We start from the raw sequence: 12504 nt of genomic DNA, 5'->3' as shown, positions 1-12504 counted from the left end.
CCCGCGGCGGGTACCGCGGTGGAAGGGGAACCGGGCGAAGGACCCGGACCGGTTGGAGAAATCGGGGGAGGCGGTGATCCGTGGCGGCGTCGGCTTACAGCGGCGCCATGCCGGTGATGGCCAGCTTGAACTTCACCTGCACGTCGTTGGCGACGATGGAGGTGTCCTTCCATTCGCCCTCGCCGATCTTGAAGTCCAGGCGCTTCATCGCGAAGCTGCCGGTCGCCGTCGTCGTGCCGCCGGCCTGCGCCAGCGCCACCGGCACGACCACGTCCTTGACCTGGCCCTTGATGGTGAGCTTGCCGGTGGCCTCGAACTTGCCGCCGCCCAGCGCCTTGAGGGCCGTGCTCTGGAAGGTGGCGGTCGGGATCTTCTTGGTGTCGAACCAGTCGGGCTTGACCAGTTCCGCGTCGGTGGCGGCGTCACCGATGGTGGCGCTGCCCAGCTCGATCGACAGGGTCACCTTGCCGGCCGCGGCGTTCTTCGGATCGAAGGCCAGCTGCGCGTCGAATTTCTTGAAGTGGCCGTCCACCGGCACGCCCATCTGGCGGAAGGTGAAGGCGATGTCGCTCTGCGCCGGCACCAGCTTGGGCGCGCCCGCGGTCGTGACGGGGGCGGCGGGCGCCGCCGCCGGCTTGGTCTGCGCCATCGCCGGCGCGACCAGGAGGAGGGCGGCGCTCAGCACCGACAGCGCGGTGATCGAGAGATGGGTGGCCATGCGTGCGGTCATGAGGTCCTCTGCGAGTCTGTGAAGCGAGTCTTGTGAAACGACTGGTCGCCGGTGGGGGTCAGGTGTTGTCCGGGTCGATCCGGTGGAGGCGCTCAGGCGCGGCCCGGGAGCATGCGCCGCAGCAGGCCGTCCTTGTCGATGACGACATGCTTGACCACGGCGCCAAGGTGGGCAAGGACGAGCAGGCCCAGCCCGTAGGCGAAGAACTGGTGCAGCTGCTTCAGCGACTCGGCCAGTGCCTTGTCCTTGCCGACGAAGTCCGGCAGCGGCAGCACGCCGAACCACACGATCGGGAAACCCGCCGCGGAGCTGTAGGCCCAGCCGCTCAGCGGCACCGCGAAGAAGGCCGCGTACAGCAGCCAGTGCACCGCGTGCGCGCCCAGCTTCTGCCAGCCCGGCATCGGCAGGTCGGCCGGCGGGCGATGCGACAGTCGCCACAGCAGCCGCAGTGCCGACAGCGCCAGGATCGTCACGCCGGCCCACTTGTGCCAGTTGAAGAGCTTCAGCCGTGTCAGCGAGAACGGGAGATCGGCCATGTACCAGCCCACCGAGAAGGTGCCGATGATCGCGATCGCCAGCACCCAGTGGAAGAGCATCGCCAGGCCGTCGTACCGGGTCTTGCCTGCAGGCGGCACCGCGGCCGCGACCGGCGGCACCGAAGACGCCGACGACGCCGAAGACGCGGACGACACGGCGGGCATCGGCTTGGCCGCCGACGTCACGGCCACGGGCGGTGCGGCGGCGTCGAGCGTCTCGGCGGGCAGCGTGGGCTGCTGGTCGGGATCGTTGTTCTGGTTGTCGATGGCAGTCATGTCGGGCTCGCGTCCTTGGGAAGACCTGGGGCGTCGGCTGGTCCGGAATGGATGGGAGTGTCCGCGTGTGCCGGACATCGTCGGTTCATCGGAACTGAGGCCACTGTTCATCCAATTTGAATGAGAGCCCCGGCCATGCTTCACAGATCCGTCATCGGCGGGGTCGAGACTGGCGCCCGCTCCGCCCTTGGAGCGATGGCTAGGAGTTGCCATGGACCTGATCGCCAAGATCGAGGCGGTATTCCACCGCCGCGGACACCTGCAGTACGGTGACGAGCGCCGGGAACCCGTCACCGCGCTGGAGCACGCGCTCCAATGCGCCCAACTCGCCGAGTGGGCCCACGCGGAGCATAGCCTTGTAGTCGCCGCGCTGCTGCACGACATCGGGCAGCTGATGGACGGTGGTTCTGCCGCCCCCTGCGGGACGACGAGCACGAGTTGACCGCGCTGCCGCTGCTGCGCGCCGGGGGACTGGGTCCGGACGTGGTCGAGCCGATCCGCCTGCATGTCGCCGCCAAGCGCTACCTGGTGAGCACGGACCCGGCCTACGGGCCGAGCCTGTCCGACGCCTCGCGCCACAGCCTCGCGCTGCAGGGCGGGCCGATGAACGCGGAGGAGCGGCTGCTCTTCATGGCCCACCCGCAGGCGAGCGCCTCGCTGCAGCTGCGCCGCTGGGACGACCTCGCCAAGCGGCCGGGCATGCGCACGCCGCCGCTCGCCTACTACCTGGCGCTGCTCGAGGAACTGCTGCGGGACCAGCGCGCGCCGGAGCGGGTGCGCATCGCCTGAGCGCGGACAGAGTTCATGAGCCTGCCGATGGCGCTCATGCGGAACCGGCGCAAGCGGAAGGGGACGATGTAAAAGTCTGTCTCCCTCTTGAGGGGGATATCGGACCCCCGGCCCGCTTTGCATACTGGATCCCGATCGCTCGCTGCCTGGACCTCAGCGATGTGATCAAGGGGAGGAGTGCTATGCCGACCTACCAAAGCCCGCAAGGGTGGCGGTGGTCGGCATAGTTTTATCTGCGTGGCGGGTTGCGACCGCTTGGGCGTGAAGGGAATCGGCAAGATATATTGCCCGCCCAGAACAAGCTTTACACAACCCATGCAGTTCCCTTCGCGGCAGCGGCCAGGCGCTGTCTGTTCCGGTCATGGCGGATGAGCGCAGCGCGGAGCAGGCGAGCGTCGAGCTCGAACTGCTGCGACTGATCGGCAAGCAGGGCCGACGCGTCCCCTACCCGGTGAGCATCGCCGCGCTGATGATGGCGGTGATGGCGGCGACCGTGATGTCGCCCTGGCTGGCCTACGGCTGGCTGGCCGTCGTGTATGCGGTGCTGGTGACGCGCTGGGCCGTGCTGGGCCGGCTGCCGGAGATGCAGGACCGCCCGCTCGAGCAGCGCATGGACTGGGCGGTGTGGCTGAGCCTGGCCAACGGCCTGGCCTTCAGCGCCTCGCTGATCGCGGCCCCCCACCTGAGCGACTTCCAGCGGATGGTGCAGACCATCGTGCTGCTGGGCCTGTGCGCCGGCGCGGTCGCGACGACCGCCGGGCATCGTGTCGTGTTCCAGGTCTTCCTCTGGCCGGTGACGCTCGCCACGGCCCTGTCGTGGGGGTTGTTCCACCAGGCCGGCGCGGAGCACCGCTGGCTGGACTGGGTGCTGTCGGCGCTGATCATCTTCTTCGGCCTGATCCTGACGGGCCTGGCGCGCGACACCTACCGCGTGTTCGCCGAGTCGGTGCTGATCCGGCTGCAGCAGAACAAGAGCAACCAGCAGCTGCGGCAGGCGCTGTCGCAGGCGGAATCGGCGATGGCGGCGAAGACGCGTTTCCTCGCCTCCGCGAGCCACGACCTGCGCCAGCCGATGCACACGCTGTCGCTGTTCGGCGCGGCGCTGGACAAGCGTCCGCTCGACGACGAGGGCCGCGTCATCGTCACGCAGATGAACCTGGCGCTGCATTCGCTGTCCTCGCAGATGGACGCGCTGCTGGACATCTCCAAGCTCGACGCCAACGTCGTGCCGGTGAACAACCAGGTCTTCGCGCTGCAGCCCTGGCTGGGCCGGCTGCAGCGGGAGTTCCAGCCCGCCGCGCTGCGCAAGCACCTGCTGCTGCGCCTGGACTGCCCGCCGGAGGCCTGCGTCGAGAGCGATCCCGTGCTGCTGGAGCGCGTGGTGCGCAACCTGATCGACAACGCGCTCAAGTACACGGCGCGCGGCGAGGTGTCGATCGAGGTCCACCGCGGCCAGGACGAGGAAGTCTGGCGCCTGTCGGTGAGAGACACCGGCATGGGCATCCCGGAGCACGAGCAGCAGCGGATCTTCGACGAGTTCTACCAGGTCGGGAATCCGGAGCGCGACCGCGCCAAGGGCCTGGGCCTGGGCCTGTCGATCGTGACGCGGCTGGTGGACCTGCTGGACCTGCACCTGGCGCTGCGTTCGGCGCCGGGGCACGGCTCGAGCTTCATGCTCAACGTGACGGCCGCCGACATCGCGCAGGTGCGGCCCGGCGCCACGCCGACGCAGGGACCGGCGCTGCCGCCGATGCGCGTGCTCGTGATCGACGACGAGGAGCCGGTGCGGATCGCGATGCATGCGCTGCTGAGCGCGCACGGCTGCCAGGTGCTGCTGGCCGGCAGCACCCGCGAGGGCCTGCTCAAGAGCATGGGCCAGCAGCCCGACCTGCTGCTGACCGACTTCCGGCTGCGCGGCGGCGAGGACGGCATCAGCGCGGTGCGTTCGCTGCGAAGCGCGTTTCCGGGACTGCCCGCGCTGATCGTGAGCGGCGACACTGCGCCCGAGCGTTTGCGCGAGGCCCACGAGGCGGGCCTCACGTTGCTGCACAAGCCGGTCACCGAGGAGCTGCTCATCAACGCGATGCAAGCCGCGCTCGCCGAATATCGCAGGGAGGGTTTCGATGTCTCGACCGTTCGAGGAGGCGCCGAGAGTCCCCCTGACGCGACGACCCGCGTCTTGCCCGACCCATCGCGCGACGGACCGCCCGACAGACCGCCCGGCCCATCGCCCTCCGCATCGTCCGAAGGTCTCGGCGACGGCGGGCCGCCGCCGAGACCTGCCGGCACGCGCTGGCTGTCGCGACCCCTCGAGGACTGGATGGCCGCGCGACTGGCGGTCCCCGAGCCCGGCCCTGCGGTCGTGGACGTGCTGATCGTCGGCAGCGGTTACGGCGGCGCCGCGGCGGCGCATGCGCTCGCGGGACGGCGCGGCGACGACGGACGACGGCTTGCCGTGGTCGTGCTCGAGCGCGGGCGCGAGTACCTGCCCGGCGCCTTTCCCAGCCGCTTCGCCGATCTGCCCGGCCACGTGCGGGTGGCGCGTCCGGGCGTCGATGCGCCGATGGGCCGGCGCGAAGGGCTCTTCGACCTGCGCCTGGGACCGGACGTCTGCGTCGCGCTGGCCAACGGCCTGGGCGGCGGCTCGCTGATCAACGCCGGGGTGATGGAACGGCCCGATCCGGCGGTGTTCCGCGAGCCCGGCTGGCCGCAGGCCTTCCTGGACGAGGACATGACGCCCTGGTTCGAGCGCGCGGAGCGGCTGCTCGGCGTCCGTGACGGCCCTGGCGATGGCGACCGCGGCCACACGGTCGAGCGGTGGGACGCTGACGCCGGATTCAAGCCGCGCCGACTCGAGGCGCTGAAGGCGCTCGACCCGGCGCGCACCCGCGCGGCGCGGATCCAGGTCGCGATGGATGCCCACCCTCGCGGGGCGGCCGGGTGGTCGCACACGCCCTGCATCGCCTGCGGCGATTGCGCGACGGGCTGCAATCACGAGGCCAAGCAGTCGCTCGACACAGGCCTGCTGCTGCAGGCCTGGCGGCAGGGGGCGGAACTGGTCTGCGGCGCGAGCGTCGAAGCCGTGGCGGTCGTCCCGGGCGCCGGCTGGCGCGTCACGGTGCAACACACCGACGAGCTGCTGCGCCAGCGGCAGGGCGAGCCGTTCGAGGTGATCGCGCGCCGCGTGATCCTTGCCGCCGGCAGCCTGGGGTCGACGGAGATCCTGATGCGCTCGCGGGAGCGCGGGCTGACGCTGTCACGGATGCTGGGACAGGCCTTTTCAGCCAATGGCGACGTGATCGCCGTCGGTCACGGATGGCCCCGGACGGTCCACGCCGTCGCCGACGAGGATCAGCCGCCCGCGTCGCGTCAGGTCGGCCCGACGATCACCGGCGTCTGGGAGGCCGGTCCTGATCACGTCGTCGAGGACCTGGCGATCCCGGGCGCGTTGCGGCCGGTGTTCGAGGAGGGCTTCGCGATGGCGGCGACGCTGGACGCGTTGGCCCGGGCGAACGCCGGACCGCATGAGGAGCGCGCCGATTTCGACGACCCCTTCGCGGTCGGCGGCGCCGCGACCGAGCGGCAACTGCCGCTGGCGATCATCGGCCGCGACAGCGGGACGGGCCGGCTGGTCCGGCGCGACGGGTTCGAGGAGCCCGGCGGGCTGCAGGTCGACTGGCCCGGGCTGCGCGACGAGCCCGCGATCGCGCGCCGTCACGAAGCGCTGGCGCGGCACCTCCGCAGTCACGGCGCGCGCCTGCTGCGCAATCCGCTGTGGCAGCTGCTGCCGCCGGAGATGGCCTTCCTGACGAACGATGCCCGCGGGCCGATGCTCAGCGTGCATCCGCTGGGCGGCTGCGCGATGGGCGACCTCGGCAGCGACGGGGTCGTCGATGCGATCGGACGGGTGTTCTCCGGCGACGGCGAGGCCGTGCATGACGGGCTGGTCGTGCTGGACGGCGCCATCGTGCCGGGCTCGCTGGCGATCAATCCGGCATTGACGATCAGTGCGCTCGCGCAGCGGGCGCTGGACCGGCTGGCCGGCCTCTGGCAACTGGGCGCATCGTCGCCGGTGGCCCTGCGCCGGGAGGCGGTGCGCCCCGTCTTCCGCCGGCCCGTCGGGCCTGGACGGGGCGTGCCGTCATCGTCGAAGGCCGCCGGAAGCGTCGATACCAACAGCACGAACGGCACGAACAGCAAGCCCGGCCCCCATGGCCCCGCCGAGGCGACCGTGATCGAGGTGCGCGAGCGCCTTGGCGGCTTCGTGCGCTGGTCCGGGGCGCCGGGCTCGCCGGTGAAGTACGTGGAGTTCTGCATCGTCTACCGGCCCAAGGTGCTGGTGGACCTGCTGAGACCCGGTCCGGAGCGACGGCTGATCGTGGCGCCGGGCAGCCGACTGCGCGTTTTCGAGGCCCGCGAGCGGCGTCCCGGCGACTTCGAGGTCGTCGGCCCCCGACCGGGCGACGGGCGTCTCTGGGCGCACGAGGAGCGCGGCGACGAGCTTGCGCTGTTCACCGCGCCGCTGTCGGAGGGCGAGTTGACGCTGTTCCAGCGCGAGGCATCCGGATCGCTGCGTCGACACGCCCGCGGCCTGTGGGCCTGGGCCATCAACCGCGGCGTGCGCGATTCCTGGCAGGGGATGATCGATTGGGCGGGTCGCCGGTCGCCGCCCAAGGCGCCGGGCGAAGCGCGGGCAGGCCTGCGCGCGCGGGCCGTCAACGCCTGGCACCTCGCCGGCCACGCGGGCGAGGCGCGCCTGATGCGCTATCAGGTGCGCATCGCGCCGGAGGCCGATCTGCCCGGATGGGCCGCCGCCTTGCGCGACCAGCCGCTGCACGGCTGCAAGCGGATCAGCTACACGCGGCGGGGCAACCCCTGGACGCAGATGAGCCGCATGCGGCTGACACCGATCGCCGGCATGGCGCCGCCGCCGGGCGCGCGCGACATCGTCCTGACCCTGGACATGCACCACCTCGCCCGCGAGCGCCTGCCGCTGCTGCGCATCCGGCAGGCGCGCGACGTCCCCTCGGCGGCGCGGGATCTCGGCGCGCTGATCGCCTACCTTGCGCGGATGACGATCGGGCTGCATGCCTGGACCTTCCGCAAGCCCGACGAGGCGCCGCCGCGGCGCATCTCGCGCCTGCCGGGGGCGGTGCCCGGGCTGCCGGATCCCGTGGTGATCGAGATGGCCGCCGGCCGCTGGGGCGATGCGGGCGCGCAGCGCCAGGACCTCGACCGGCCGGCCCGCGAGGACGACGACCGGCCGGTGCTGATCCGTCTCACGCGTTACGGCCGCCCGGGCGGCGAGCCGGTGCTGATGATCCACGGCTACAGCGCCAGCGGCACGACCTTCGCGCATCACTCGGTGAAGCCCGGGCCGGCCAGGCTGCTGTGGGACGCGGGCTACGACGTCTGGGTGCTGGACATGCGCACCAGCGCCGGACTGCCGACGGCGACGCTGCCCTGGACCTTCGAGGAGTCCGCCTTCAACGACATCCCGCTGGCCGTCGACCGCGTGCTGCGCGAGACCGGCCGCGAGCGGCTGAACGTCTTCGCGCACTGCATGGGATCGGTGATGCTGCACATGGCCCTGCTGGAGCCGCGCGAGCAGCCCTGGGAGCGCCACTTCGCGCTGCGCGCGGCGCTCGGGCAACGGATCTCGAGGCTGGTCATCTCGCAGGTCACGCCGCTGATGGTGATGTCCCCGACCAACAGCCTGCGCGGCGTGCTGATGCAGTACCTGCGGCCCTACCTGCCGCTGGACGGCTACGCCTTCCGGCCGGCGGGCACGCCGACGCTGTTCGATCACCTGCTCGACCGGCTGCTCGCCAGCCTGCCGTATCCCGACGCGGAATTCGACCTGGAGAACCCGCCGCCCTGGCCGCCGTGGCGGATGCGGCGCACGCCCTGGACCGCGACGCGGCATCGCATGGATCTGCTGTACGGACGCGACTTCGCGATCGGCAACGTCGATCGGGCGGTGTTCGATTTCATCGACGATCACTTCGGCCCGCTGAACATGGACACGGTCGCGCAGGCGATCCACTTCGCGCGGTGCCACGAGATCACCGACTGGCAGGGCGCGAGCGTCTACCTCGACAGCCTCGCCAAGAGCCTGGCGCTGCTGGAGGCGTTCCCGGTGCTGTCGCTGCACGGCGAGGACAACGGGCTGTGCAGCGCCGACAGCGCCGAGCTGCTGAAGGACTACTACGACCAGGCCGCGCCGGGGCGCTATCGGTACCGGGTGATCGCCGGCCATGGGCATCAGGACTGCCTGATCGGCCGCCACGTCGCGACGCAGGTGTTCTCGCATGTGCTGGCCTTCCTCGCCGAGGAGCCGAAGCCATGAGCGCCTTCCACCGCGCGGCCCGGCGTGGGACCGCGGTCGACACGCTGCTGATCGGCGCGGAGGCGCCGGGGCATCGTGTCGAACGCGCGCCGCCGGAGGCCGGCCGCGTGCCGCTGCTCACGGCGCTGCGCCCGGAGCGCGGCTGGCCGCACTGGCTGGTGTGGGTGCCGATGCGCTGGTGCGGCGGATGGGCCTATGAACCCCTGCCGCTGCCCTGGCGGCTCGAGACCTTCGTGCCGCCCGGGGTGGGTCAGCCCGGCGCGCCGTGGCGGACCTCGCAGGCGGTGGAGGCCTTCCCGCCGTCGTCGCGCGTCTCGCCCCGGATGGCGGACGCGAAGGGCGCGGGCGGCGGCCATGGCAGCGATGAGGACGATGGACGCGAGGAACGCGATGAGCCCGGTGAACGCGGTGAACGTGATGGGGGCGAGAGGGACATCCGCGGTCTGCTGCTGGTGGCGCTGTACCTGGAGCCGCGCGCGCTCGCCATGGAGGGCGCGCATCGCGGCGTGATGCATGCGCTCGACGAGGAGGCGCTGCGGGCGCAGGTCGACGGCGCGCTCGCGCAGTTCCTCGATCTGCCGCCGCATCGCTGGGCGCATGGTTTCGTGCCGTCGCCGGACGACACCGGCGCGGGCGCCGACGGCAAGGACGATGCCGCAGGCGACGGCGTGTGCTTCGTGCTGGCGGCATGCCAGTACCCGCCGGGGCTGCTCGATGTGAGTCCGGGGTGGGAACTCGATGCGTCGCAGGCGGGGCCGGGTCTTGCGTCCCTGGCGCGGCTGCATCGGTTCACGCGCTCGACGGCACGGGGCCGGTCCTGCTCGCTCGTGCTGTTCGCCGGCGACCAGATCTATGCGGATGCCAGCGGGGGGCTGGCGGATTCCCGCAGCGGCATCGAGCGCTACGCGCGCGGCTACGGCGAGTTCAAGGCCGGTCCGGTGCGGCTGCTGCCGCCGACGGTGGCGCGCGTCGTGCACGGGATCGACGACCACGAGATCGTCGACAACTGGGAGCCGAGCCCCGGCGCCAGCCACGACGGCAACGGGCCGTGGTTCGACGTCGCGCGCCAGGCCGCCTGGGATCACCGATGGGACGCCGGCGCACGCATCGGCGGCCCGCAGCTGCTGTGGCACGACATCGACTGGCGCGGCGCGGCCTTCTTCATCGCCGACGCGCGCTGCGAGCGCGAGTCGCGCCGGGTCGCGAACTGGTCGAGCGCGCGCCTGTGGTCGACCGCGCAACGCGACGCGTTCGGCGCGTGGTTGTCCCGCGCCGAGGCGCGGCCGAAGTTCGTGATGAGCGGCTCGCTGCCGCTGCCGCGGCGCCGCACGACCGTGGAGCACGCGGCGAGCTGCCTGCGCTCCGACGCCTGGGACGGCTACCCGCACAGCCTGCACGAGCTGCTCGGGGCCGTGTGGCGGCATCGTGCGACGGGGCTGGTGTTCCTGTCGGGCGACGAGCACCGGTCGGGCTGGGTGAGCGCGGAGATCTCGGCGGTCGACGGCGGAGATCCGGCACCGGTCCGGATCCATTCGGTCCACAGTTCAGCGCTGTATGCGCCGTGGCCGTTCGCGATCACGGCCGCCGAGGAACTGGCCGCGCCCGATGCCTTCGAGTTCGACGGCCCGGACGGCCGGCGTCTGCGATGCGTGGTCGGCGCGTGGGCGGACCACCCGGGCGACGGCTTCGCGGTGCTCCGGGTGGCGGGCGACCGGATCGACCTGTGGTTCGATCGATCCGGTCCCTCCCCGGGCGCGCCGGAGGACACCGACGCGCCCGATGCTCAGCTGCTCGCGCAGGTGAAGCTGCCGGCCTGATCGGGATCGGCCGGCGCGCCGACGTACTTCGGCCAGGTCGGATAGCGGCAGAGCGGCCGGTGGGCCGTGCCGGCGGGCGAGGTGTCGGCGGCGGCCTTGGTCTGGCTGTTGCCGGCGACGATCTTGTCCGCGGGGTCGATGCCCTTCTCGACCCAGTCGCTGAGGATGCCCAGGCTGTCGAACACCGGGATGAACGGCCCGGTGTCGCCGTGGCCGTTGCCGGGGATCAGGTAGAAGCGGACCGCCGCGTCGATCTTCGCCTGTCCGTACCTGGCCACCAGGGCCTGGTAGTACTCGACCGACGAGTCGGTGCTCACCACCTCGTCGGCCGTGCCGTGGGTCCAGACGATGCGGCCGCCGCGCGCGAAGAAGCGGTCGAGGTCGGTGCTGGCGGCATCCGTCTGCGCCGAGACGTCGACGATGCGCTGCTGCCAGCTGCCCGGGTTCGCCGGGTCCACGCTGGTGGTGTTGAACGCGGCGTCGCGCGTGATGAAGAACTTCATCCACTGGTCGCCCGTCAGGTAGGCGTTGGGCGCGTTCGCCCGCGTGCCGGAGGTCACCGCGAGGTAGTTGGGCGCCTGCGGACCGGTGCCGTTGGGCCCGAAGTTCCGCGAGCTGGAATAGGGCGGCCCGAACACCATGCCCGCCATCAGGTTGTAGCCGCCGTAGCGCGTGACGTTGTTGGCCAACGGGTAGCTCAGCTGCAGCGGGCTGGCCATCGTGCGGACCGTCGCGATCTGCGGATCGGAGAGGCAGGTGTCGCCGCCGTCCGTGCCGTTGGGGCAGCGCAGGCTGGACAGCGTGGCATCGGCGCGCGCCTTGCAGGCCGGGAGGTTGGCGATGAGCCCGTCCTGCACGCCGTCCAGCGTGTCGCAGGAGGCCATCACGGCGTTCAGCAGCAGGGCGGTCTTGGCGGGATTCAGCCAGCCCGCGCCGCCGTTCTGGAAGATCGAGCGGCCCAGCTGGATGTTGGACAGCCGCAGGCCGGTGTAGTTCAGCGCCGGGCGGTTGATGAAGATGGCGTCGTAGCTGTCGGGCCAGTTCTGCGCCGCCGAGAGCGCGTCCCGGCCGCCGGTCGAGCTGCCGATGAAGTAGCTCTTCAGCGGGCCGTCGACCTGGTAGAGGCTGCGCACCAGCAGCCGGGCCACGTCCTGCGTCTTCTTCAGGCTCTGGCGGCCGTAGTTCCGCAGGGCCTCGTCGCTGGTGGCGAAGGAGCCGTTGGTGATGCCGCCGACGTGGCCGGAATCGTCGCCCAGCGTCACGTAGCCGCGCGTCAACGGGGTGGCCGTGTCGGCGCCGGCGAAGTTGGTCGGGTCCAGGCCGGTGATCAGCACGCCGTCGAAGCCGCCGCCGCCGTACTGGAGCATCTTGCCGTTCCAGGTCGCGGGCAGGTTGACCTCGAAGTTGATGACGGGGGCCGTCGGGTCGACCGGCTTGATGCGGCCGAGCACCTTGCAGAAGCTGCCGTTGAGGTTGCCGGCGGCGTCCGCCGCGATCAGGGTCGCCGAGGCGATCTCGGCGCCGGAGGACGGCAGGCTGATCTGCGCGGCGGTGGCCGTGAAAGCGGCGGCCGCGCTGCACGACTGTGCGGTGATCACCGCAGGCTTGAACGGCGGCGTGACATCGGCCTCGTCGTCGCCACTGCCGCAGGCCGTCAGCAGCAACGCCAAGGTCACCGGCGTCGCGGCGAAGAGGGCGGGGATCCGGGTGGAAAAGCGGGTGGGAAAACGGGCTGGCGTGTTGGCTGGAATGCCGCTGGGCACGAGGGAGGACAGGAGCCCGACCTGATGGTCCGGCGCTCTCGAATCTGGCATGGAAGTCTCCGGTTCTTGTTCCCGTGGAGGACACGGTGAGTCCATCGTGGGCAGACCGGGCGAAGACGTCAAATATCTCGGAATAGAGAAATGCATATGCATTTCGTATGGACATCGCCGCTCGCCCGATCCTGCCCGGACCCGCCTGACGGGGGCGTGCCGCCGCGGCAGGGGCGTCGTTCTTCACATGCGA

The 12504-nt window shown here is 71.4% G+C and carries 7 protein-coding genes; 4 read left to right on the top strand and 3 right to left on the bottom strand.

Going from position 1 to position 12504, the window contains the following annotated elements; genetic code table 11:
• Window positions 1-94 precede the first annotated feature (94 nt).
• Both ACQ86G_RS05140 and ACQ86G_RS05135 read right to left on the bottom strand, forming a co-directional pair.
• Window positions 95-730, bottom strand: a complete 636-nt coding sequence (locus ACQ86G_RS05140; protein WP_431259596.1) for a YceI family protein — start codon at window positions 728-730, stop codon at window positions 95-97.
• A gap of 92 nt (window positions 731-822) precedes the next feature.
• Window positions 823-1431: a cytochrome b gene (locus ACQ86G_RS05135; protein ID WP_431261338.1), complete on the bottom strand. Its 609-nt coding sequence runs from the start codon at window positions 1429-1431 to the stop codon at window positions 823-825.
• Between the two features lie 322 nt (window positions 1432-1753).
• Between ACQ86G_RS05135 and ACQ86G_RS05130 the strand changes: the two genes are divergently transcribed.
• The 4 genes from ACQ86G_RS05130 (at window position 1754) to ACQ86G_RS05115 (ending at window position 10497) form a co-directional block, all read left to right on the top strand.
• Window positions 1754-1984, top strand: coding sequence for an HD domain-containing protein (locus ACQ86G_RS05130; RefSeq protein WP_431259595.1), 231 nt, complete (start codon window positions 1754-1756; stop codon window positions 1982-1984).
• Window positions 1981-2331 (top strand): hypothetical protein, encoded by a 351-nt coding sequence (locus ACQ86G_RS05125; protein WP_431259594.1) that lies wholly within the window; start codon window positions 1981-1983, stop codon window positions 2329-2331. The genes ACQ86G_RS05130 and ACQ86G_RS05125 overlap by 4 nt, the downstream gene beginning before the upstream one ends.
• A 361-nt stretch (window positions 2332-2692) precedes the next feature.
• On the top strand, window positions 2693-8680 hold the full coding sequence (locus tag ACQ86G_RS05120; protein WP_431259593.1) for an alpha/beta fold hydrolase: 5988 nt from the start codon (window positions 2693-2695) through the stop codon (window positions 8678-8680).
• The gene (locus ACQ86G_RS05115; protein ID WP_431259592.1) at window positions 8677-10497 is read left to right on the top strand and encodes an alkaline phosphatase D family protein; all 1821 of its coding nucleotides are present in this window, start codon (window positions 8677-8679) and stop codon (window positions 10495-10497) included. The genes ACQ86G_RS05120 and ACQ86G_RS05115 overlap by 4 nt, the downstream gene beginning before the upstream one ends.
• On the opposite strand, the gene ACQ86G_RS05110 is transcribed toward ACQ86G_RS05115, so the two are convergent.
• Window positions 10464-12311: a tannase/feruloyl esterase family alpha/beta hydrolase gene (locus ACQ86G_RS05110; RefSeq protein WP_431259591.1), complete on the bottom strand. Its 1848-nt coding sequence runs from the start codon at window positions 12309-12311 to the stop codon at window positions 10464-10466. The two genes, ACQ86G_RS05115 and ACQ86G_RS05110, sit on opposite strands and share 34 nt — an antisense overlap.
• Window positions 12312-12504: the final 193 nt, after the last annotated feature.

It is taken from the genome of Roseateles chitinivorans (assembly GCF_050632145.1).
GTDB classification, from domain to species: Bacteria; Pseudomonadota; Gammaproteobacteria; order Burkholderiales; family Burkholderiaceae_C; genus Roseateles; species Roseateles chitinivorans_B.
This window is presented reverse-complemented; position numbering and strand designations above follow the sequence as displayed.

Bases quoted from the DNA above. Each gene is read 5' to 3' on its own strand.
- ACQ86G_RS05110 (WP_431259591.1), bottom strand. From the start codon at position 12,311: ATGCCAGATTCGAGAGCGCCGGACCATCAGGTCGGGCTCCTGTCCTCC.
- ACQ86G_RS05135 (WP_431261338.1), bottom strand. From the start codon at position 1,431: ATGCCCGCCGTGTCGTCCGCGTCTTCGGCGTCGTCGGCGTCTTCGGTG.
- ACQ86G_RS05115 (WP_431259592.1), top strand. From the start codon at position 8,677: ATGAGCGCCTTCCACCGCGCGGCCCGGCGTGGGACCGCGGTCGACACG.
- ACQ86G_RS05130 (WP_431259595.1), top strand. From the start codon at position 1,754: ATGGACCTGATCGCCAAGATCGAGGCGGTATTCCACCGCCGCGGACAC.
- ACQ86G_RS05140 (WP_431259596.1), bottom strand. From the start codon at position 730: ATGACCGCACGCATGGCCACCCATCTCTCGATCACCGCGCTGTCGGTG.
- ACQ86G_RS05120 (WP_431259593.1), top strand. From the start codon at position 2,693: ATGGCGGATGAGCGCAGCGCGGAGCAGGCGAGCGTCGAGCTCGAACTG.